Origin of the sequence: Streptomyces sp. RK9 (assembly GCF_045070545.1) — a bacterium.
In the GTDB taxonomy this organism is placed as follows: Bacteria; Actinomycetota; Actinomycetes; order Streptomycetales; family Streptomycetaceae; genus Streptomyces; species Streptomyces alboflavus.
On sequence record NZ_CP173705.1, the window covers coordinates 578,020 to 600,837 of the forward strand.

15 protein-coding genes are annotated in these 22,818 nt (G+C 71.3%); 5 read left to right on the top strand and 10 right to left on the bottom strand.

Features of this window, described 5'->3' with window-relative positions:
- Entirely contained in the window at nucleotides 1-5,031 is a 5,031-nt protein-coding gene (locus AB6L24_RS40025; protein WP_405664484.1) for an NAD-glutamate dehydrogenase, read from the bottom strand.
- 578 nt (nucleotides 5,032-5,609) lie between these two features.
- Between AB6L24_RS40025 and AB6L24_RS40030 the strand changes: the two genes are divergently transcribed.
- Nucleotides 5,610-6,176: a DJ-1/PfpI family protein gene (locus AB6L24_RS40030; RefSeq protein WP_380860526.1), complete on the top strand. Its 567-nt coding sequence runs from the start codon at nucleotides 5,610-5,612 to the stop codon at nucleotides 6,174-6,176.
- 28 nt (nucleotides 6,177-6,204) lie between these two features.
- Here AB6L24_RS40030 and AB6L24_RS40035 read toward each other — a convergent pair whose 3' ends face one another.
- Together AB6L24_RS40035 and AB6L24_RS40040 are read right to left on the bottom strand one after the other, a co-directional pair.
- Nucleotides 6,205-6,873, bottom strand: a complete 669-nt coding sequence (locus AB6L24_RS40035; protein WP_405664486.1) for an HAD family hydrolase — start codon at nucleotides 6,871-6,873, stop codon at nucleotides 6,205-6,207.
- A 73-nt stretch (nucleotides 6,874-6,946) separates the two neighbouring features.
- Entirely contained in the window at nucleotides 6,947-7,462 is a 516-nt protein-coding gene (locus AB6L24_RS40040) for a DUF6912 family protein (protein ID WP_405664488.1), read from the bottom strand.
- A gap of 488 nt (nucleotides 7,463-7,950) precedes the next feature.
- Here AB6L24_RS40040 and AB6L24_RS40045 point away from each other — a divergent pair, with 488 nt between their 5' ends.
- Entirely contained in the window at nucleotides 7,951-8,439 is a 489-nt protein-coding gene (locus tag AB6L24_RS40045) for an Rv3235 family protein (RefSeq protein WP_405664552.1), read from the top strand.
- Between the two features lie 175 nt (nucleotides 8,440-8,614).
- Here AB6L24_RS40045 and secA read toward each other — a convergent pair whose 3' ends face one another.
- Nucleotides 8,615-11,467, bottom strand: a complete 2,853-nt coding sequence (gene secA / locus AB6L24_RS40050; RefSeq protein WP_405664490.1) for a preprotein translocase subunit SecA — start codon at nucleotides 11,465-11,467, stop codon at nucleotides 8,615-8,617.
- A 221-nt stretch (nucleotides 11,468-11,688) separates the two neighbouring features.
- Here secA and AB6L24_RS40055 point away from each other — a divergent pair, with 221 nt between their 5' ends.
- Together AB6L24_RS40055 and AB6L24_RS40060 are read left to right on the top strand one after the other, a co-directional pair.
- Nucleotides 11,689-12,270, top strand: a complete 582-nt coding sequence (locus AB6L24_RS40055; RefSeq protein WP_405664492.1) for a GNAT family N-acetyltransferase — start codon at nucleotides 11,689-11,691, stop codon at nucleotides 12,268-12,270.
- Nucleotides 12,271-12,639: 369 nt separating this feature from the next.
- A complete protein-coding gene (locus AB6L24_RS40060) occupies nucleotides 12,640-13,824 on the top strand; it encodes a winged helix-turn-helix domain-containing protein (protein WP_405664494.1) in 1,185 nt (394 codons plus the stop codon).
- A gap of 58 nt (nucleotides 13,825-13,882) precedes the next feature.
- On the opposite strand, the gene AB6L24_RS40065 is transcribed toward AB6L24_RS40060, so the two are convergent.
- The 6 genes from AB6L24_RS40065 to mtrA form a co-directional block, all read right to left on the bottom strand.
- On the bottom strand, nucleotides 13,883-14,626 hold the full coding sequence (locus tag AB6L24_RS40065; protein ID WP_016645733.1) for a response regulator transcription factor: 744 nt from the start codon (nucleotides 14,624-14,626) through the stop codon (nucleotides 13,883-13,885).
- A 197-nt stretch (nucleotides 14,627-14,823) separates the two neighbouring features.
- Nucleotides 14,824-15,516: a ribosome hibernation-promoting factor, HPF/YfiA family gene (gene hpf / locus AB6L24_RS40070; protein ID WP_380860548.1), complete on the bottom strand. Its 693-nt coding sequence runs from the start codon at nucleotides 15,514-15,516 to the stop codon at nucleotides 14,824-14,826.
- A gap of 315 nt (nucleotides 15,517-15,831) precedes the next feature.
- Nucleotides 15,832-16,773, bottom strand: a complete 942-nt coding sequence (locus AB6L24_RS40075) for a ComF family protein (protein ID WP_405664496.1) — start codon at nucleotides 16,771-16,773, stop codon at nucleotides 15,832-15,834.
- 111 nt (nucleotides 16,774-16,884) lie between these two features.
- Complete coding sequence (locus AB6L24_RS40080; protein ID WP_405664498.1) at nucleotides 16,885-18,750, bottom strand: LpqB family beta-propeller domain-containing protein; 1,866 nt, start codon at nucleotides 18,748-18,750, stop codon at nucleotides 16,885-16,887.
- A complete protein-coding gene (gene mtrB, locus AB6L24_RS40085; RefSeq protein ID WP_405664499.1) occupies nucleotides 18,740-21,010 on the bottom strand; it encodes an MtrAB system histidine kinase MtrB in 2,271 nt (756 codons plus the stop codon). Before mtrB ends, AB6L24_RS40080 begins: the two co-directional genes overlap by 11 nt.
- A 1-nt stretch (nucleotide 21,011) precedes the next feature.
- Nucleotides 21,012-21,701, bottom strand: coding sequence for a two-component system response regulator MtrA (gene mtrA, locus AB6L24_RS40090; protein WP_189176211.1), 690 nt, complete (start codon nucleotides 21,699-21,701; stop codon nucleotides 21,012-21,014).
- Between the two features lie 178 nt (nucleotides 21,702-21,879).
- On the opposite strand from mtrA, the gene AB6L24_RS40095 reads away from it, so the two are divergent.
- On the top strand, nucleotides 21,880-22,227 hold the full coding sequence (locus tag AB6L24_RS40095) for a hypothetical protein (protein WP_405664502.1): 348 nt from the start codon (nucleotides 21,880-21,882) through the stop codon (nucleotides 22,225-22,227).
- The last annotated feature ends 591 nt before the right edge of the window (nucleotides 22,228-22,818 follow it).

The window sequence follows — 22,818 nt, forward strand, 5'->3', positions numbered from 1 at the left end:
CTACGAATGCGTGCGCAGCAGCGTCCGCATCGTCCGCATCGCCACCGACAGGTTCGCCAGGTCGAAGGCGTCGGAGCCCTGGATCTCCTCCAGGGTGGTCCGGGCCCGGCCCAGGATCGCCGCGTTCTTGTCCTCCCACGCCTTGAAGCGCTGCTCCGGCGTGGCCGTGCCGTTGCCGACGGCGAGCACGTCGGCCGTCAGCGCGGCGTGCGCCGCGTACAGGTCCTCGCGGATGGAGGCGCGGGCCATGGACTGCCAGCGGTCGGCCCGCGGCAGCTCGATGATCCGGTCCATGAGCTGGGTGATCCGCAGCCGGTCGGCGAGGTCGTAGTAGATCTCGGCGACGGCCAGCGGCTCCTTGCCCATGCGGTCCGCGACGGCCACGATGTCGAGCGACGGGAAGGCCGAGGAGAACCCGGCGACCCGCTGCGCGAGATCGTCGGGGACCCCGGCCCCGGCCAGCTCCTCGCGGATGTTCTCGTACCACTCCAGGTCGGAGCCGCGCATCAGCTTCGGCAGCTCGGTCCACACCTGGTCGACACCCGCGCGGAAGAACTCGACGGTCTCGGCGAGCTGCAGCGGCTGCGGCCGGTTGTTGAGCAGCCAGCGCGTGCCGCGCTCGACGAGGCGGCGGCAGTGCAGCCGCACCCGCGTCTGCACGTCGGCGGCGACCTCGTTGTCGAGGGCCTCGACGGCGTCCCAGACCTCCCCGAGCCCGAAGATCTCACGCGCGCACAGCTGGGCGCGCACGATCTCCTCCAGGGAGGCCCCGGTCTCCTCGCGCAGCCGGTGCAGGAAGGTCGAACCACCGGTGTTGACGGTGTCGTTGACCAGGACGGTCGTGATGATCTCGCGGCGCAGCGCGTGCGCGTCGACCTGCTCGGCGAACTTCTCGCGCAGTGCCTTCGGGAAGTACGCGTGCAGCAGCCGCCGCAGGTAGTCGTCGTCGGGCAGCGACGTGTGGATCAGCTCGTCGGCGGCCACGATCTTCGTGTACGCGAGGAGCACCGCCAGCTCGGGCTGCGAGAGGCCGCGGCCGGAGCTGAGCAGTTCCCGGATCTGCCGGTCGGCGGGCAGGAACTCAAGACCCCGGTCGAGCTGGCCCTCGCGGCCCAGGCGGCGCATGAACCGCTGGTGGGCGTGGAGCAGCGAGGGCGACTCGAAGACGGAGTTGGCGAGCGCGGTGTTCTGCGCGTAGTTGTTGCGCAGGACGAGCTGGCCGACCTCGTCGGTCATGGCGGCGAGCAGCTTGTTGCGCTGCTTGACCGTCATGTCCCCGGCCTGCACCACGGCGTTCAGCAGGATCTTGATGTTCACCTCGTGGTCGGAGGTGTCCACGCCCGCGCTGTTGTCGATGGCGTCGGTGTTGATGCGGCCGCCCGCACGGGCGAACTCGATCCGGCCGAGCTGGGTCAGGCCCAGGTTGCCGCCCTCGCCGACGACCTTCACGCGCAGGTCGGCGCCGTCGACGCGGATGGCGTCGTTGGCCTTGTCGCCGACGTCGGCGTGCGACTCGGCGCCCGCCTTCACGTACGTGCCGATGCCGCCGTTCCACAGCAGGTCGACGGGCGCCTTGAGGATGGCCTGCATCAGCTCGGCCGGGGTCATCTTGGCGCCGCCGGTCTCGATGCCGAGTGCCTGGCGGATGTGGGCGTTGAGCTGGATCGCCTTGGCGGAGCGGGGGAAGATCCCGCCGCCCGCGGAGAGCAGCTCCTTGTTGTAGTCGGCCCAGCTGGAGCGGGGCAGCTCGAACAGGCGGCGGCGCTCGGCGTAGGAGGTGGCCGCGTCCGGGTTCGGGTCGATGAAGATGTGCCGGTGGTCGAAGGCGGCGACCAGGCGGATGTGCTCGGAGAGCAGCATGCCGTTGCCGAACACGTCGCCGGACATGTCGCCGACGCCGACCGCGGTGAAGTCCTCGGTCTGGGTGTCGTGGCCCAGCTCGCGGAAGTGCCGCTTCACCGACTCCCAGGCGCCGCGGGCGGTGATGCCCATGCCCTTGTGGTCGTAGCCCGCGGAGCCGCCGGAGGCGAAGGCGTCCCCGAGCCAGAAGTTGTACGACTCGGCGACCTCGTTGGCGATGTCGGAGAACGTCGCCGTGCCCTTGTCGGCCGCCACCACCAGGTAGGTGTCGTCCTCGTCGTGCCGCACGACGTCCGCCGGGGGCACGACCTCGCCCGCGACCAGGTTGTCGGTGATGTCGAGCAGCGCCGAGATGAACGTCTTGTAGCAGGCGACGCCCTCCGCCAGCCACGCGTCGCGGTCCACGGACGGGTCGGGCAGCTGCTTGGCGACGAAGCCGCCCTTCGCGCCGACGGGCACGATGACGGTGTTCTTGACCATCTGCGCCTTGACCAGGCCGAGGATCTCCGTGCGGAAGTCCTCACGCCGGTCGGACCAGCGAAGACCGCCGCGCGCGACCTTGCCGAAGCGCAGGTGGACGCCCTCGACGCGGGGCGAGTACACCCAGATCTCGTACGCGGGGCGCGGCTCGGGCAGGTCGGGGATGGCCTGCGGGTCCAGCTTCATGGAGACGTACGAGTGCGGCTTGCCGCCCGCAGCCTCCTGGAAGAAGTTGGTGCGCAGCGTCGCCTTGATGACGGTGAGGAAGGAGCGCAGGATGCGGTCCTCGTCGAGCGAGGCGACCTGGTCGAGCGCCCCGTCGAGCTCTTCGAGCAGCCCGTCGGTCAGCTCGGTGCCCGCGCGCTGGCGGTCCGGGGACATCCGGGCCTCGAACAGCGAGACGAGCAGCCGGGTGGTGTGGACGTTGTTGAGGAGGGTGTCCTCCATGTAGTCCTGGCTGAACGTGGAGCCCGCCTGGCGCAGGTACTTGGCGTACGCCCGCAGGACCATCGCCTGGCGCCAGTTCAGACCGGCGCGCAGGACGAGGGAGTTGAAGCCGTCGACCTCGGCCTCGCCGGTCCAGGCGGCGGCGAAGGCCTCCTGGAAGCGGGCCCTGCCGTCGTCGCCCAGGTAGTCGCCGTTGCCGTTCTGCGCCTTCGGCATGCGCAGGCCGAAGTCGTAGATCCAGGCGCTGGTGCGGTCCGAGCAGCGCAGCTCGTACGGCCGCTCGTCGGTGACCTCGACGCCGAGGCGCTGGAGCACGGGCAGGACGGCCGAGAGGGAGATCTGGGCGCCGGAGCGGTAGATCTTGAAGCGGCGCTCGTCGGGGGCGGCGCCCACCGGCTCGTACAGGCTGAGCGCGAAGTCCTTCTGGCTCTGCTGGGAGAGCCGCTCCAGGTGGACGAGGTCGGCGACGGCGGCGCGCGGGGTGTGGTCGGCCTTGTAGCCCTCGGGGAAGGCGTTGGCGTACCGGCGGAGCAGCTCCGCCGCGCGCTCCTCGCCGAGCTCGGCGGTCAGCGCCTCGCCGAAGCCGTCGGCCCAGGAGCGGGCGGCCTCGACCAGGCGGGCCTCGATGCGCTCGACGTCGGCGTCGGACAGGTCGGGGACCTCGCCGCCCTTGGGGACACGGACGACGAAGTGGATACGGGAGAGGATCGACTCGGTGTTCCAGGCCGTGAAGTCGACGCTGGCGCCGTTCAGCTCCTCCTTGAGGATGTCGATGATCCGCAGCCGGACGCCGGTGGTGTAGCGGTCGCGCGGCAGGTACACGAGCGCGGAGTAGTAGCGGCCGTACTCGTCCTTGCGCAGGTAGAGCCGCAGGCGGCGGCGCTCCTGGAGGTAAAGCACGGACGTGACGATGGACCGCAGCTCGTCGGCCGGGGTCTGGAACAGCTCGTCGCGCGGGTACGTCTCCAGGATCTGCAGCAGGTCCCGGCCGTCGTGGCTGTTGGGCGTGAAGCCCGCGCCCTTGAGGACCTCCTCGACCTTGCGGCGGATCACCGGGACGCGGCGCACGGACTCGGTGTACGCGGCCGAGGAGAACAGGCCGAGGAAGCGGCGCTCGCCGACGACCTCGCCGTTCTCGTCGAACTTCTTCACGCCGACGTAGTCGAGGTAGCTCGGCCGGTGCACGGTCGAGCGGCTGTTGGCCTTGGTCAGGACGAGCAGCTTGTGCTCGCGGGCCTTGGCGCGGGCGTCGGCGGGGAGCCGGTTGAAGGACGGGCTGACCGGGTGGTGGTCGTCGCCCTCGCTGTGGTGCGGGTCGGCGCGCAGGATGCCGAGGCCGGTGCCGGGGACGGCGGCGAGGGAGTCCTCGTCCGTCAGGTCGTACTCGCGGTAGCCGAGGAACGTGAAGTGGTCGGCGGCCAGCCAGCGGAGCAGCTCGCGGGCCTCCTCGACCTCCTGGTCGCGGACGTCGTCGGCGGTCGGCTCGGTCGGCAGCTCGTCGGCGATGCGCAGCGCGGCGTCGCGCATCTTGTCCCAGTCCTCGACCGTCTCGCGGACGTCGGACAGGATGCGCAGCAGGTCGGCGGTGATCTGCTTGAGGTCGGCGCGGTCGGTCTCGCGGTCGATCTCGACGTGGATCCAGGACTCGGTGACGGCGTCGTGCGGGCGCTCGGCGCCGGCGTTCTGGCCCTCGGGCAGTACGTCGAGGAGCTTGCCGGTGAGGTCGCGGCGGACCACGACCTGCGGGTGGATCACGACGTGGATGCCGCGGCCCTGCCGGGACAGCTCGTTGGTGACGGAGTCCACCAGGAACGGCATGTCGTCGGTCACGACCTCGACGATGGAGTGGCTGCAGTTCCAGCCGTTCTCCTCGACGGTCGGGGTGTGCACCCGGACGTTGGCGGTGCCCTGGGGGCGGTTCTCGGCCAGCCGGAAGTGGGAGTAGGCGGCGCCGAAGACGTCGACCGGGTCGCGGTCGCTCAGGTCCTCGGGGGCCGTGTGGAGGTAGTACCGCTGGAGGAACGCGAGCACCTTGGAGGGGTCCGACGGGGTGGCCTGGTCGGCCGCGGGGGCCTTGCCGCCCTTGCGGGCCCCGGCCGGACCCGACCCGCCGGTGTCGTGGCTCCCGCCCGTGGACCCGGTCGGTGCTCCCGTTGGCAGGCGCCCCCCGACCGGGCTGTTCTCAGCTACCCGGGCGGCCCGCGCGAGCAGCTCGGCCTTGGCTTCGTCCAGCTTGGTCTGCATTGTCCTCTGACTCCTGTCGCGCGCCGTTGCGTGACGTAGAAGGAAGTGATGTGACATGACGCCGCGACGCGGGGTCTCCGGTCGAGGTCGACGTTATGCCGCGATGAGCGCTGAGCGAGCGGAAATCCGCCAATTCCGGCGGAGTCGTTGGCCGGCCCAGGTGTCCGTGATGTCGACGATGTCCGCGCCGTACGCTCCGAGAAGAGTCGTCAGCGAGGCGCCCGGCACGGTTCGTGTACACCGTGGTCTCCGGGCGCGGGGCGGAGGCGACGTCGCCTCCGCGGGATATCGCGCTGATCACGGGACAAGGCTATCGCCCCGGACCCGGAAGTCGTCATGAGCCGTATGTGTACAAAACCAGGGGGTCAACTTTGACAGTCTGCACAGTCGTCTCACGCTCATCGTGTGCCGATCCGGCCACGGGCGCGCGCCGGGCCCCCGATCCGGGCGCCCTCTTGGCAAACGCGGCCGGGCGATGCACGTTGGGCGTGACGGACCGAACGGCGACCCGAGTGTGACGGACCGAACAGCGCGCGACCCGACCCTGGCGGCACCAGCGACCCTGGGAGCGAACAGCGATGGCAGCCAAGATCCTGATAGTCACCGGTGACGCGGCGGAGTCACTGGAGGTCCTCTACCCCTACCAGCGGCTGCGCGAGGAGGGGTACGACGTCCACATCGCGGCCCCGGCCCGCAAGAAGCTCCAGTTCGTGGTGCACGACTTCGAGCCGGGCTTCGACACGTACACCGAGAAGCCGGGCTACACCTGGCCCTCCGACCTGGCCTTCGCCGAGGTCGACCCCGGTCAGTACGTCGCCCTGGTCATCCCGGGCGGGCGCGCCCCCGAGTATCTGCGCGGCGACCCCGAGCTGCGCAAGATCCTCAAGTCCTTCTTCGACGCGGACAAGCCCGTCGCCCAGATCTGCCACGGCCCCCTGCTCACCGCGGCCGTCGGCGCCCTCGCGGGCCGCCGCGTCACGGCCTACCCGGCCCTGGAACTCGACATGCAGTCGGCCGGCGCCACCTTCCAGGACGCGGAAGCGGTGGTCGACGGCACCCTCGTCTCCGCCCGGGCCTGGCCGGACCACTCCCGCTGGATGCGCGAATTCCTGACGGTGCTGAGGGCGAAGGCACCGGTGACGTAGGGGAACCTCTGGTGACGTAGGGGAACCTCTAGGCGACCAGCCGCTCCGCGGTCTCCACGGCCTCCCCGAGGCTGTCCACGACGGGCACCCCGGCGGCCTCCAGACTCCCCCGGCTGTGCGACCCACCGGTATAGAGCACGGCCCGAGCCCCCACGTGAGCCGCGGCCACGGCGTCGTCCAACGCGTCCCCGATCACCACGACCCGCCCGGCCTCTACCTCCCCCAGCTCCCCGAGATGCCGCACCATCCGCTCGGCCTTCCCGGCATGGGACGCATCCGTACGCCCGTCGATCCGCACGAACCGCTCAGCGATCCCGTGCCGCCGCACCAACGGCACCAGCTGCTCGTGCGGAGCGAGCGACAACAACGACTGCGTACGCCCCTCCGCCTGCCGCGAGGCAAGCAGCTCGGCCGCCCCCTCGGCGAGCCCGCACGCGTCCACCCGCGTCCCGTAGTGCTTGTGGAACACCGCGTCCATGACCAGCCACTCGTCCTCGGTGGGCAGCCGCCCCATCAGCCGCTCGTAGAACAGCGGCACCGGCACGCAGTACAGATCCCGATACCGCTCCAGCGTGATCGGCTCGAGCCCGATCTCCAGGAACGACGCGTTCGTCGCCCCGATCACCGCGTCGATGTCGTGCAGAAGGGTCCCGTTCCAGTCCCAAACGATGTGCGCCCCGCGCTGTAGCTTCCCCATGCCGAAGACCGTACCCGGCCCCACCGACAGCCCACCGGCCCAAGCCCCACCTGGGCCGACGGCCGCCCGGGGCCTACGCCTTGGGCCGCACCAGGTTCGGGATCTCCTGCGTGGCGAACCAGAGCAGCTCGTGGTCCTCGGCCCCGTCCACGACGAACTGGGCGTCGTCGTCCCCCTGGTCCGCCGCCCCGAGCGCGTCCGCCGCGGCGATGACGTCGGCCTCGGCGTCCCCGCCGTCCACATGCACCGCGGCCGCCTTGGCCAACGGCAGCGCGGCCGTGATCCGCACCTCGCCGAGCGCGCCCCGGTCGAGCCCGCGGTCGGGGTCGACGACGGCCGCGCCGTCCGGCACGTCGGCCGCGAGGACGACCCGCCGCCGGGCGGTCCCCGGCTCCCCGGCGAGCAGCCGCAGCGAGTGCAGGGCCGCCCGGTTCAGGGCCGCGTACTCCAGCTCCTCGAGGTCGTCCGAGACGTACCACTCGCGCAGCGCGGGCGTCACGGCGTACGCGGTCAGCGGCCCGGGGCCCAGTTCACCGGCCTCGTGCGCCTGCGCGAGACGGGGCAGTGTCAGGGGAACGTACACGCGCATGGCTGGCCGCTTTCGTAGTCGCGAAGGCTCCCGGGAGGGGCCTCCAGGACTCCCGGGACGGGCCCCCAGGATACGTGCGGGCGTCCCCCTTCGAGCTGCCGCCCGAGCCCCCGGCCGCGTCCACCCCGGTCCCGGTCATCACCCGCCAAGACCCGGTGAACACAGGCCCCGGACCACCCCCGCTCACCCAGATGAGTGAACCACCGCGTGACCCCCGGGCTCCCTCGGCGACCGTTGCGGCGCCCGCCCGGCGGGCCGTACAAGATCCCCAGCGCAAGTTACTTCCCGGTACTCCGGGCCGCGCGACGCTGACGCCCCACGCCCGGCACCAGTCGCCTGACACCGGACGCCCGGCACCCGGCACCCGACGCCCCGAACGGAGCCACACCATGCATCACGAGCCCTCGACCGCCTCCCGCCCCGCCCACGCCCACGGCCCCTGGGCAGCCACTCCGCGGCACCCGTCCCCCGCCCCCATGCCCAAGGTCATGACCAGGCCGCGCCGCCGCCCCGGCGGCCCTCGTCCACCGGCCACGCGGCCCCCGGGCAGCCGGCCGCCGGGAAGCCGCCCACCCGGCCGCCACGACTCCCGCGTACCCGAGCCGCGCCGCCCTCACCAGCCGCTCAGGCCGGTCCAGCCGCCCCCGCACCCCACCGAGCTGTTCACGGAGCGCCTGATGCTGGTCCTCAGCGGCCAGCGCCCCCTGCACTGGGTGGCCCGTCACATCGCCCACACCGCGTACGACGACCTGGCCCGCCTGGCCGAGAGCCGCCCTCTGGGCACGGTCGGCGGCCACCGCCCGGCCGTGCACCGCGTCGGGCACTACGAGGTGCGCCCCGGGGTCTTCGAGGTGTTCGCGCGCGTGGGCGCGGGCACGGCGTTACGCGCCCTCGCGTTCCGTCTGCACCGGGGCGACGACCAGCGCTGGCGCTGCACGGCGGTGGAGGTGGCGGGCCCGCCGCTGCACCGGGGCTGACGGCCACTCCTCCGGGGCTGACGGCCGCGGCAGCGGGGCTGACGGCCGCTTCACCAGGCATGACCGGCTTCCCACCCGAGCCGACAGCCGCCGACGCGAAGGGCCGGACACCACCCGGTGCCCGGCCCCTCACCAACCCTGCTGCCGCGCTAGCGCCCTGCGCGCGGCAGTCGCGCTACTTCTTGCGGCGCCGTCCGCCCTTCTGGGCCTTGCGGCGCTCCGCGCGGGTCATGCCGTCGCCGGACGCCGGCGTCGTGCTGCCGGACGGCTGGTCGGAGGTCGCGAAGTCGCCCTCGTCGACACCGCCCTCGGCGTTCGGCGCCTGGAAGTGCAGGCGGTCGGGGCGCTGCGGGGCGTCGAGGCCCTTGGCGCGGATCTCCGGGCGGGCGCCGGCCGGGACCGCGTCCTGGACGCCGTCCTTGGAGAGCGAGGGCGCGCTGTCCGACACCGGGACCTCCTCGACCTGCTGCTCGACCTGGACCTCCAGGTTGAACAGATAGCCGACGGACTCCTCCTTGATGCCGTCCATCATGGCGTTGAACATGTCGAAGCCCTCGCGCTGGTACTCGACCAGGGGGTCCTTCTGCGCCATGGCGCGCAGGCCGATGCCCTCCTGGAGGTAGTCCATCTCGTAGAGGTGCTCGCGCCACTTGCGGTCGAGGACGGAGAGCACGACGCGGCGCTCCAGCTCACGCATGATGTCGGAGCCGAGCTGGGCCTCACGGGCCTCGTACTGCGCGTGGACGTCGTCCTTGATGGCCTCGGAGATGAACTCGGCGGTCAGTCCGGCGCGGTCGCCGACCTCGTCCTCCAGCTCCTCGATGGTGACCTTCACCGGGTAGAGCTGCTTGAAGGCGCTCCACAGCCGGTCGAGGTCCCACTCCTCGGCGAAGCCCTCGGCGGCCTCGGCGGAGACGTAGGCGTCGATGGTGTCGTCCATGAAGTGCACGATCTGCTCGTGCAGGTCCTCGCCCTTCAGGACGCGGCGGCGCTCGCCGTAGATGACCTCGCGCTGGCGGTTGAGGACCTCGTCGTACTTGAGGACGTTCTTGCGGGTCTCGAAGTTCTGCTGCTCGACCTGGGACTGCGCGGAGGCGATGGCACGGGTGACCATCTTGTTCTCGATCGGCACGTCGTCGGGGACGTTGGCCATCGACATCACGCGCTCGACCATCTGGGCCTTGAACAGGCGCATCAGGTCGTCGCCGAGGGACAGGTAGAAACGGGACTCGCCGGGGTCGCCCTGGCGGCCGGAGCGGCCGCGCAGCTGGTTGTCGATGCGGCGGGACTCGTGCCGCTCGGTGCCGAGGACGTAGAGCCCGCCGAGCTCCTTGACCTCTTCGAACTCGGCCTGCACGGAGCGCTCGGCCTTCTCCAGGGCGGCGGGCAGCGCGGCGGCCCACTCCTCGACGTGCTCGACCGGGTCGAGGCCGCGCTGGCGCAGCTCCGCCTCGGCGAGGTCGTCGGGGTTGCCGCCGAGCTTGATGTCGGTGCCTCGTCCCGCCATGTTCGTGGCGACGGTGACGGCGCCCTTGCGGCCGGCCTGGGCGACGATCGTCGCCTCCCGGTCGTGCTGCTTGGCGTTCAGGACCTCGTGCTGGACGCCGCGCTTGGAGAGCTGCTGCGAGAGGTACTCCGACTTCTCGACGGAGGTGGTGCCGACGAGGATCGGCTGGCCCTTCTCGTGCTTCTCGGCGATGTCGTCGACGACGGCGGCGAACTTGGCGACCTCGGTGCGGTAGATCAGGTCCGACTGGTCGGCGCGGACCATGGGCCGGTTCGTCGGGATCGGGACGACGCCCAGCTTGTAGATCTGGTGGAACTCGGCGGCCTCGGTCATGGCCGTACCGGTCATGCCGGAGAGGCCGGGGACTTCCTTGCCCTCGTGGTCCGCGCGCTTGTAGAGGCGGAAGAAGTTCTGCAGGGTGATCGTGGCGAGGGTCTGGTTCTCGTCCTTGATGTCCACCCCTTCCTTCGCCTCGATCGCCTGGTGCATGCCCTCGTTGTAGCGGCGGCCGGCGAGGATACGGCCGGTGTGCTCGTCGACGATCATGACTTCGCCGTCGATGACGACGTAGTCCTTGTCCTTCTTGAAGAGTTCCTTGGCCTTGATGGCGTTGTTCAGGTAACCCACGAGCGGGGTGTTCACCGACTCGTAGAGGTTGTCGATGCCCAGCCAGTCCTCGACCTTGGCGACGCCGGACTCGTGGATGCCGACGGTGCGCTTCTTCTCGTCGACCTCGTAGTCCCCGGTCTCCTCGATGCCCTTCAGGGGCTCGCCGGGCTTGCCCTTGGTGAGGCGGGTCACCAGCTTGGCGAAGTCGCCGTACCACTTGGTGGCCTGGTCGGCGGGGCCGGAGATGATCAGCGGCGTACGCGCCTCGTCGACGAGGATCGAGTCGACCTCGTCCACGATCGCGAAGTTGTGGCCGCGCTGGACCAGCTCTTCCTGCGACCACGCCATGTTGTCGCGGAGGTAGTCGAAGCCGAACTCGTTGTTCGTGCCGTACGTGATGTCGCAGTTGTACATCTCGCGACGCTCGGCGGGCGGCATGTTCGCGAGGATGCAGCCGACGCTCAGGCCGAGGAACTTGTGGACGCGACCCATCATTTCGGAGTCGCGCTCGGCCAGGTAGTCATTGACCGTGATCAGGTGCACGCCCTTGCCCGAGAGTGCGTTCAGATACGCGGGCAGGGTGCCGACCAGCGTCTTGCCCTCACCGGTCTTCATCTCCGCGACATAGCCGAGGTGCAGGGCCGCGCCGCCCATCATCTGCACGTCGTAGTGACGCTGGCCGAGGACGCGCTTGGCGGCCTCGCGGACCGTGGCGAAGGCTTCCGGCAGGAGGTCGTCGAGGGTTTCGCCGTCGGCGTACCGCTCCTTGTACTCCGCGGTCAACGCGCGCAGCTCGGCGTCGGAGAGGGCGGTGAAGTCCTCTTCGATGGAGTTGACCTGGTCCGCGATGCGGTGCAGCTTGCGCAGGATCTTGCCTTCGCCTGCACGCATGATCTTCGAGAGGACGGACACGGGGGTTGGTCTCCTTGCCGGTCGGGCCTGGCACGGTCGGTTTTACTCGTCGGGCAACGGCCATCGTATGCGAGGACCCGGCCGTGCCGGGAGGTCTGCCATGACGTCAACGCCCGGGCACCCACGAAGGTGCCGTCCCCACCCCCCGAATCCTCCCTCACCGACCCCCCTCCCCCACAAACCGCTGGCGTCGTCCGCTCCGCCACGAGCAGAATCAGCCGATGGAGCCCGTCACGCTGACCACCGAGCGCCTGCTGCTGCGCACCTTCACGCCGGACGACATCGACGAGGTGTACGCGGCCTGCCAGGATCCCGAGATCCAGCGCTGGACGACGATCCCGTCGCCCTACGCGCGCGTGGACGCCGAGGGCTTCGTCGGCCGCATGGTCCCGGACGGCTGGCGGTACGACATGGAGTACACCTGGGCGGTGCGCCCGCGCGGCGGCGGCCCGCTGCTCGCCGCGACGAGCCTGCACCATCCGCGCTCGGGCGCCTGGGAGATCGGCTTCTGGACCGCCGGCGAGCACCGGGGCCAGGGCTACATGACCGAGATCGTGCAGGCCGTGGCCCACTGGGCGTTCGACCGCCTGGGCTGCACCCGCCTGGAGTGGCGCGCGGAGGTCGGCAACCGCGGCTCCCGCGCGGTCGCCGAGAAGGCGGGCTTCACCGTCGAGGGCACCCTCCGCGCGGCCCTCCTCAACAAGGGCACCCTCCGCGACTGCTGGGTAGCAGCCCTGCTCCCCTCGGACATCGGCCTCCCGTCGCTCCAGCCGTACCTCCCCAGCCGGACGACCGGCATCTGACGACGACGCGGAGCACAGGTCAGCCCGCTCGGCGAGGCTTCCAGCCCGTCCGGCGAAGTTCTCAGCCCGTCCGGCGCTTGAGGACGAGGCGCGAAGCGCCGATCGGGTCGGGCTGTCCCACCCGAAGGGGACACCCACCCCGGCAGCCCGCCCATGCAGCCGCCCCGGCAACCGTCCAGCCCGTCCGGCGCTTGAGGACGAGCGCGCAGCGCGACCGGCGCAGACCCGCCCCACCCGCACGGGACGGGCGACGCGACGGCTGGGGTCCAGGGGGCGCAGCACCCCGGTTTCGGTGAAGGGGCGGGACTGGGGCGCCCCGCGAAGGACACCCCACCCCCACTGTCAGACCCTCCCCCTATCGTTCCGACCATGACGACGAGCATGCCGAGCCCCGAGCTGACCCTCTCCGCCGACGAGGCCCGCCGCATCGCCCTGCGAGCCCAGGGCTTCCTCGGCGCCCCCGACCGCACCTCGGGCGTCCGAGGCGTGCTCCGTCACCTGGGCGCCGTCCAACTGGACACGATCTCGGTCCTGGCCCGCTCCCACGAACTGATCCCGTACGCCCGCCTGGGCGCGGTGGGCCGCAAGAAGGTCGAGTCGGCGTACTGGACCCCCACCCCGGGCACGACGGCCCCGCACGCCTTCGAGTACTGGTCGCACGCGGCCTGCATCCTCCCCGTCGAGGAGTGGCCCCACTTCGCCTTCCGCCGCCGCGCCTACCGCTCCCGCCCGCACTGGCACCACGACCTCCCGGACGGCGCGTACGACCAGGTCATCAAGCAGCTCCGCGCCGAAGGCCCGCTGACGGCGACGGAGTTGGGCGGCGCGAAGAACAAGGGCGAGTGGTGGGACTGGTCCGACTCCAAGATCGCCGTGGAGCGCGCCCTGATGTACGGCGAGGTGGTGTGCACGGAGCGCCGCTCCTGGAAGCGGGTGTACGACCTCGCGGAGCGCGCGATCCCGGACGAGCTGCTGCACGACGACCTGGACGACAGGGAGTGCGTGCGCCGCCTGGTCGCCCTCGCGGGCCGCTCCCTCGGCGTCGGCACGCGCGCGGACATCGCCGACTACCACCGCCTGAAGGGCGAGGAGTTCGACGCGGTGGTGGCGGACTCGGGCCTGGTCCCGGTGACGGTGGCGGGCTGGGACAAGCCGGCCTGGGCGGACCCGCAGGCACTGGCCACACCCCCGCGCGGTCGCCACCGCACGACGCTCCTGTCACCGTTCGACTCCCTCATCTGGGAGCGTGCGCGCACGGAGCGGATCTTCGGCTTCACCCACCGCCTGGAGGCCTACGTCCCCAAGCCGAAGCGGGTGTACGGCTACTTCGCGATGCCGGTCCTCGCGGGCGGCCGTCTGGTCGGCCGGGTGGACCCCGCGCGCGAGGGCTCCACGCTGGTGGCCAAGCAGGTGTCCCTGGAAGGGCCGAAGGCGGTGCCCGGGGTGGCGCAGGCGCTCCTGGAGGCGGCGCGCTGGGTGGACTGCGACTCCGTACGGATCGAGCGCGTGGACCGCCCGGAGCTGACCGGGGAGCTGGTCCGCGCGGTCAGCTGACCTCCGACCCGCCCGGGCCTCCCGCCCGCCCGCACCGGGCCCGGGCCGAGGCCCGGGGTCAGCGGATCTCGAGGATCTTCTCCCGCATCGCGTAGACCACGGCCTCCATCCTGGAGTGCAGCTGCAGCTTCTCCAGGATGTTGCGCACGTGGTTCTTCACGGTGTTCTCGGAGATGAACAGCTCCTTGGCGATGTCGCGGTTGTTCATCCCCGTGGCGACGAGCTTGAGGACTTCCAGCTCCCGGTCGGTGAGCCGGGGCGCGGGCACGAGCCGCCGCTCGTCCGTCCGCTGGATCATGGACTTGAACTCCGTGAGCAGCTTCGAGGCCATGGACGGGCTGATCTGCGACTGCCCGTCGGCCACCGCGCGGATCGCCGTGGCGACCTCGTCGGTGGAGATCTCCTTCAGGAGATAGCCCGTCGCGCCCGCCTTGATGGCGTCGTAGAGGTCCGCTTCCTCGTCGCTGATCGTCAGCATGATGATCTTGGCGCTGGGCGCCACCTCCTTGATGGAGGTGCACGCCTCGATGCCGCCGCGCTTCGGCATCCGTACGTCCATGAGCACGATGTCGGGCAGCAGGTCAGCGGCCTTGTCCACCGCCTCGGCGCCGTCGCCGGCCTCCCCGACCACCTGGATGTCCTCCTCGGCGGCGAGGACGATCTCCAGGCCGCGACGGAAGAGCGCGTGGTCGTCCACGACCAGGACCCTGATCGGCTCCTTGCGCGGGGCGCCCGCGTCCGTGCCGATGCCGATGCCGTCACCGGCATCCTCGCTCCGCATCGGTCCGAAGCTGTCCGCCATCGTTCCTCCCCCTGAAGGCCAGGGCCCGTCTCTTGCCGTGGCTGCACCAACCCTGGGCAGAGTCAAGCGGGTTGGGCCGTCCGGCCCATGATTCCATGCTCGGCGCCCCGGTCGTGCGCGCAGTGGTCGCACGGGGGTGCCCCTGGGGGCGCACACGCGCTCCAGGGGCACCGATCACGCGCTCCTCGAAGGGCCCTTCAGCCGCCGAGGACACCGCTCCCGCCGGCCGGCTGCGGGTGCGTGACCATGGGGTCGGTGTTGAGGCGGATGACGCCGTAGTCGTAGGCGTGCCGTCGGTAGACGACGCTGGGTTCCTTGGTCTCGGAGTCGACGTACAGATAGAAGTCGTGTCCGACCAGTTCCATCTCGTAGAGCGCCTGGTCGAGGGACATGGGTGCCGCGACGTGCGTCTTCTCGCGGACCACGAGGGGGCCTTCGCCCTGGATCTCCAGGGAGCCGATCCTGGTGGTGGGCACGCCCTCGGGCTCTTCGTCGCGGACCAGGCTGCCGTCTCCGTTGAGATGCGCCGCGTCCGGGACCCGGGCGGCCACTTCGGCGGCGGTGAGCCTGCCGTTGCCGCGCCTGTTGTGGCGCTTTTCGTGCTGCTTGCGCAGTCGTGCGTCGAGCTTGGCGGTGGCCAGGTCGAGCGCCGCGTACGGATCTGCTGCCGAGGCCTCCGCGCGGATCACGGGTCCGCGCCCGCGGACGGTGATCTCCACGCGGTCGGAACGGTCGGCCTGACGCGGGTTGGTTTCCTTGGACACCTCGACGTCGAGGCTGATCACCTTGCCGTCGAGCTTCTGGATCTTGTCCAGCTTCAGCTTCTCGGCCACGTGCTTGCGGAACCGCTCGGGCACCTCGGTCTTGCGGCCCTTGACGACGATGTCCACGCAGAACTCCGTTCCCGGATCGCTCCGCCGCTTCGGCGGAGCTTCTCCCTTTTGCACCAGGCCCCGGAAACTCCCGGAGCCTCGGACTCGGTGACTTCCACCTCCTCCTCCCCCGTGGACAAGATCTCCACCCACCGGTCCCGGGTGATTGCGGAGAACCCAGAAGACCGGCATTCCGATATGCGAGGGGCGCAGTCCGCCGTTCCTCACAACCGAACATATCTCGCCCGGACGGATGTCGTCACCCTCTACTGACACGTACCTCCATTCGGGTGGATAGGCCCTCTCACTACCTGCAACGATGAAAGTTCTCGGTCAGTTCCGGTTTATTTCGAAAGAAGTCGCGGAAGTGGCGACAACTGCGGCCCGGATGATGTTTAAACAAGGCATTCCGCTGGCAGGGCCCCCTTTCCCGGTCGCTTCCCCGACGCGGTCCCGGCCGTCCCAGCTTGGCCGGTTCCCGCCCTGGCGCTCCGCCGCCACCTGTGCCCTCCGTCCGGTCTCGCCGGTCCCACCGACCCCCCTCGCCCTCGCGTCCCCTGCTCCCCCTGCCCTGTCGCCTACCCCGTGTACGCCACATACGCATCCCAACGCCCGCGCCGCCTCGGCCAGCGACGCACCCGTCGTCATGAGGTCGTCCACGACGACGATCCGCCCCACGTCCCGCAGCAGCGGCCCCGCACCGGCCGCCACCTCCAGCGCACCCGACAGGTTCACCTGCCGCTGACGGGAGTTGAGCCCCGCCTGGTCCGCGACCGCGCGCCGCTGCCGCAGCACGGACAGCACGCTCACCGGCATCCCGGCGCGCCGCAGCTCCCCCGCCGCCGCCAGCGCGATCCGCCGCACCGGGTCGTGCCCCCGCGCCCGCACGGACCGTCGCGCGGACGGCACCGGCACCAACAGCACGGACCCGCCGGGAGCTTGACCCGCGCCGCCCACGGGACCCGGCCCGTCCACCGCCGCGGCCCGCACCGCCGACCGCACCGCCCCCGCGAGCGCCGAGCCGAGCGCCCCGGCCAGCGGCAGCGCGCCCCGCTCCTTGTGCGCGAGCAGCACCGCCCGCACCGCTTCCCCGTACGCCGCGGCCGCGTGCACGACCGGAAGCCCGCGCGGCTCCGGATCCGGCCGCACCCTGCGCGGCGCCGCCCCGCACAGAGCGGCCCGGCAACCGGCGCACAGCGCCACGCGCGGCCTCCCGCAGCCCGCGCAGTCAGCCGGTAGCACCAGATCCGTGAGGTCCTGCCACCACCCCCGCATGTCCCCACTGTGCCAACCCGCGCGCCGCCCGGCCACCCCTGTGGACAACCGCCTGTGGATAACTCGGCGCACCCCGACTGAGCTGCGCCGAAGCGCTGTTGGCGGACCGGCTCACCCGGGATAGATCGGCGCCGTCCCCTCCTTGACCACCGTCTGCCACTGCGCCCCGGACGGCAGCCGGACGATCCCGTCGTCCGAGTGCGCCACCAGCGGCTGCCGCTCGTCCTCCGACGCGGCGATCTCCTTCGCACCGGTCAGGCCGGGCAGCGTCGCACCCGTGCGCGCGGAACCGTCGCACTGGACGTACCGCATCTGCTGCACACCGCCGGACTCGCGGCCCACCACCACGAGGCGGCTGACGCCCGCCCAGGACATGGCGGTGACCTCCTCCATCTGCGGGGCCGCCTCCAGCAGCTCGACCACGGAGATGTCGGGCTGTCCGCCCTTGCCGTCCGGCCACTCGACGCGGCCGATCTGGAGCTTGGTCTCGCCGTTCTTCGTCACCAGGAGCGCGACCCGCACCCCGTCGGCCGCGACCCGCACCGCCTCGATGCGCCCGTTGAGGTCGGGGACATGGACCTGGACCGGCTCGCCGGTGCCCTCCGAGAGCCAGAGCAGCCGCGGCCGCTTCGGGTCCCGGTCGGCCACCCACAGATTGCCCCGCCCGTCCCAACTGGGCGTCGAGAGGCCGTCCTTGTCCGACTTGGCGCGGGAGCGCAGCTCCGGGCCGCCGAGCGTGGACTTGGACACCACCGACGTCGTGTACAGCCGCCGCCCGTCGGTGGACACACCGGCCGCGTGCTCCTCGTCGCGCGACACCGCCGCCGAGCGCAGCGGCTGCGACTCGTCGCCGAACGGCCCGCTCACCGGCTCGGGCGCGGCGTTGCTGCCCGCGTTGCCGGGCATCCGCACGAGCCGCTTCTTCTCGTCGATGAAGTACTGGTACGCCGGGAGGTCCGCCGTGCGGTGCGGCGCGACGGTCTCGGCGCGGTCCTTGCTGAGGACGCACAGCTGCGAGCCGTTCTTGCGCTGCAGTTCCACCTGCTCCACCCCGGAGGCCGTCAGGTCCTGGAGCGTGAAGAGCAGTTGGGCGGCCACCTGCGTGCACTGGTCGTGCCCGAGCGTGTCGGCGCGCGCGTTCAGCGGCACGACCAGCTTGTTCTTGTCGTCGGGCGTCAGCGACTTGGTGTCGGAGGCCAGCCGCGCGCCCATCGGGACCGCCGAACGGACCACCGGCGTGAGCCAGTTGGTGGGCCCGTCGAGCAGCGCCTTCACCGTCTCGGTCAGCGGGTCGATGCGCTGGCGTACGTAGATGGGGTCGGCGACGAGCCCCTGCTGGCCGCCGGGCCTGTCACGGGTCTTCACGTTCCCCGGGGGCAGCGCGAAGTAGTACTTGTTGACGGCCTGGTAGTTCCGCTCGAAGTCGGACTCGCCGAGCACGACACCCGCGGGCGGGACGTCGATGCGCCACACCGGGCCGTTCGGGCCGCTCTGCTGGGTGAGGTGCACGGACTGCTTGTACGGCCGCGCGTCGGGCTTGTACGCGCGCTGCTCGTTGACGGTGGCGAGCCTGCGGCCGGTCAGCGAGTACGTACGCTCGCCCTCGTTGTTGTTGCCCACGTTGTCCGCGACCGTGTTCGGGCCGTCGGCGAGCACCGTGGTGGAGCGCTCCGGGTGCCAGTTCTGCGACGCCTTCTTCGTCAGGTACTTCCGTGCGATGGCGAAGTCCGGGTCGTCGCTGGTCAGCGCCTCCAGGAAGCCCTGGACGATGTCGACGGCGCCCGCGTCCTCCGGCGGCGGCATGGCGTACACCCGCACCTGGGACTGCGAGTCGGGCCGCTGGGAGGCCTCGACCTTCTTCATGTTGCCCTCGTCGGGCATGGAGGCGCATCCGGCGATCAGCGCACCGCACGCGGCGAGCACCACACCGGCGCGCAGCGGGCGCGCGCGCCCCCGCAGTTGACCCTCAGCGCCCACGCGAGGCCTCCTCTTCCCTGCCCGCGCCGGCGTCCGCTCCGGTGCTGACGTCACTGTCCGCAGAAGCGTCCGTGCTGTTGGGGGTGTCACGGTCCACGGTTGCGCCCGTGCTGAGGGGAGCGTCACCGTCCACGACGGCGTCGGCCCCCCTGGACTGCGCGGCCTCCACGGACGCCTCGGCGCCCGTAGGCGAATCGACCTCTCCGTAGGAGCTGTTCTCGACGTCCGCGTCGGACTCCCCGCCCTCTCCGGGAGCCCGCTCCGCCCCCGACTCCTCCCAGGCCTGCCGCGGTACGACCCGCGCCCCGCTGCCCGGCAACGCCGTCGGATCCACGTCCAGGGCGGCCGCGCGGGCGAGCCGCGGCGCGATCGGCGCCTTGGCGGGCACAGGCGGCGGCACCCGGTCCGGGGGCGCCTGGTGGGGCACCGTGGCCCGCTTCGTACCGCCTGCGAGGGGCAGTCCCGCGCCGTTGAGGCCGCGGTGGCGGCGGGAGTCGTCGGGCTCCAGGGGTATCGGCGAGCCCCGCAGCGGCTCGTCGGCCGTGCGCGGCAGCGTGAGCCGGAACTGCGATCCGCCGCCCGGCTCGCCCCACGCCTGCAGCCACCCGCCGTGCAGCCGGGCGTCCTCAAGGGCGATGGAGAGCCCGAGGCCCGTACCACCGGTGGTACGCGCGCGTGCCGGGTCGGCCCGCCAGAAGCGGCTGAAGACGCGCGTGGCCTCGCCGGGCTTGAGCCCGACTCCGTAGTCCCGCACCGCCACGGCGACCGCGCCGCCCGCGGCCGCGAGGCGGACCACCACGTCCTTGCCGTCGCCGTGCTCCACGGCGTTGACGACGAGGTTCCGCAGGACCCGCTCCACCCGCCGCGCGTCCGCCTCGGCGACGACGGGTTGCTGGTCGCCGACGACCCGTATGTGGGTGCCCTTGCGCTCCGCCAGCGGCTCCGCGCCGCCGACGACACGGCGTACGACCTCGCGCAGGTCTATCGGCTCGGCCTCCAGGGCCGCCGCGCCCGCGTCGAACCGGCTGATCTCGAGGAGGTCGGCGAGCAGCGACTCGAAGCGGTCGAGCTGGTCGGCGAGGAGCTCCGCGGAGCGGGCCGTCACCGGGTCGAAGTCGACGCGCGCCTCATGGATGACGTCGGCGGCCATCCGCACGGTCGTCAGCGGCGTACGCAGCTCGTGCGACACGTCGGAGACGAACCGCCGCTGCATCCGCGACAGCTCCTCCAGCTGCTGGATCTTCAGCTGGAGGTTCGACGCCATCTTGTTGAAGGCCTCGCCGAGGCGCGCGATGTCGTCCTCGCCGGTGACCTTCATGCGTTCCTGAAGGCGCCCCGCGGACAGCCGCTCGGCGATCCCTGCCGCCATCCGCACGGGCGTGACGACCTGGCGCACCACCAGCCAGGCGATGGCCCCGAGGAGCACCACCACGAAGAGACCGGCCGTGGCGAGCGTGCCGCGCACCAGGTTCATCGACTCCTCTTCCTGCGTCAGCGGGAAGAGGTAGTAGAGCTGGTACGAGTCGCCGTTCAGGTCGCTCAGCTGCTTGCCGATGACCAGGCCGGGCTGGGACTCGCGGTGGTCGATGAAGTCGATGCGCGTATTGCTCTGGTACGCGAGGGAGCCGCCGTCGACCCGGTCGCGCAGGTCCACGGGCACGCTCTGGATCGGGTCCACGCCGCCGGAGGCCCTGGGCCCGCGCACGCTGCCGCTGTCGCTCGCGCTGGAGCTGAGCGTGACTACGTAGAAGGCGTTCTGGCCGCCGCTGGCGAGCTGCTCGGCCAGCTCGGACAGCCACACGGCGGCGTTCTGCGCGGTGGGACCGTCCGCGGCGTCGCCGCCCTGGCCGGTGGGCTGGTGGGCGGTGTTGGCCTGCTCCTGGGCGGCCCGGAAGCCGCCGTCGGCCTGGCTCTGGGCCGCGTTCACCTTGGCCTTGAGCAGGCCGTTGCTGACCGAACTCATGACGACGAAGCCGAGCAGCAGCACCACGCCGAGCGACATCAGGAGCGTCGTGACGACGACTTTCAGCTGGATGTTGCGCCGCCACAGCCGCATCATCGGCAGCAGCGGGCGGCGCACCCAGCGCGTGAAGAGCCGCAGCAGCGGGCTGCTGCCCTGCACCCCGCCCTGCAGCATCAGACCGCTGTCGACCAGCGCCCCGAACCGCGGGCCGCGCCGCGGCGGGCTCGGCGGCCGCACAGTCCGCCCCGGCCGCGCTCCCGGTTCGCCGGGCGCCGGAGAGGAACTGTCGCGGGACATGTCAGCTCGGTCCGGCCTTGTAACCGACGCCACGGACGGTCACGACGATCTCCGGGCGCTCCGGGTCGCGCTCGACCTTGGAGCGCAGCCGCTGCACATGCACATTCACCAGACGGGTGTCGGCCGCGTGCCGGTAGCCCCAGACCTGCTCCAGGAGCACCTCGCGCGTGAACACCTGCCACGGCTTGCGCGCGAGCGCGACCAGCAGGTCGAACTCCAGCGGCGTCAGCGCGATCGACTGCCCGTCCCGCTTCACGGAGTGCCCGGCCACGTCGATGACCAGGTCACCGATGGCCAGCTGCTCCGGCGCGGGCTCCTCGGAGCGGCGCAGCCGCGCACGGATGCGGGCCACCAGCTCCTTGGGCTTGAACGGCTTGACGATGTAGTCGTCGGCCCCCGACTCCAGACCGACCACCACATCCACGGTGTCGCTCTTAGCCGTGAGCATGACGATGGGCACCCCGGACTCCGCCCTGATCAGGCGGCACACCTCGATGCCGTCCCGTCCGGGCAGCATCAGGTCGAGGAGGACCAGATCGGGCTTGGCCTCCCGGAAAGCGGCCAGCGCCTTGTCGCCATCAGCTACGAACGACGGCTCAAAACCTTCACCACGCAGCACAATCCCGAGCATCTCGGCCAGTGCGGTGTCGTCGTCGACGACAAGGACTCGTCCCTTCATGCCTGACATCATCCCATTCTCATAACGGCAGCGAACGCAGTGGTGAGATAGGTCACTGACCTGTGACGTTAGCTGTCCGTGACCGCTGGTGTCTGCCCGGGTGCGCAGCCGTTGATGTCAGTAACGGATGTCAGATGTGGATCAAGTCCGAGGTCTTCCGGTCACGTGACGCAGACCTCATGGTGCAGAGGTGAAGCTCACGATCAGCATTCTGACGCTTGCTGGCGGCATCCTGCCAGGGGGCGGGGTCTGGTTGCTCTGGAGGAGGGTCAGCGGAAGGCGGAAAGATCTCAGGCGCAAGCTTCAGAGGTACAGCGAGATCATGAACGATCCCGCTCTCTCGGACGCAGAGCGGAGCCGCCGAGTGCAGGAGGAAGTTCCCAGTGAGAGCACCTGGGGCGATGTCCTGCACATTCGGGAGCGCATCGAACTAGTGGGCCTTGATCAAGCTCCGGAAGTGACTGCTCCTGCGATCCTGGCTTCTCTCGGCCTGGCATGTGCGACCACCGCAGGCCTGCTCTCCACCTGGTTCGACTGAGGGCACTTCGGCACGCGGAAGACCCACGCCGACCACCCCGCCAGGTCCTGCACACAGGCACGCGGTCGGTGGAGCAGCTTTGGGCGGGAGCTGCTTTGGGGCGAGTGATCATGGCCCCTTACGCTGGCCGCGATTCGGGCAGCACCTCGCCTGCCCGCAACAGCCCGAATCGGGGCCATGATCTTAGAGGCTCGCCCCAAAGTGGCTGCCTAAAGCCGCTCCGCCGACCGCCCCAGCCACAGCGGGTTCTTCGCCCCCGTCATGGCCACGCCCGCCGTCCGGCCGGGAGCTTCCGCGTGGGGCCAGCGGGCCGTATGGACGCTCGCGCATTTGGGCCGCGTCGGCCCGCATGCCGCCGCTACCGCGATCCGGCCTCTTGCGGTGAGCACAAAGCGTCCGTGACCCGCACCGTCGGGATCACCTTCGCCCTTCGGCGTCCAGGGCTTCGGTGTTCCCGCTTGCGGGCGCGGGCGGGGGGGGGGGGGGGGCGGCGGGGGGGGGGGCGCGGGGGGGGGGGGGGGGCGCCGCCCCCCCCCCCCCCCCCCCCCCCCCGCACCCCCCCCCCCCCCCCCCCCCCCCCCCCCCCCCCCC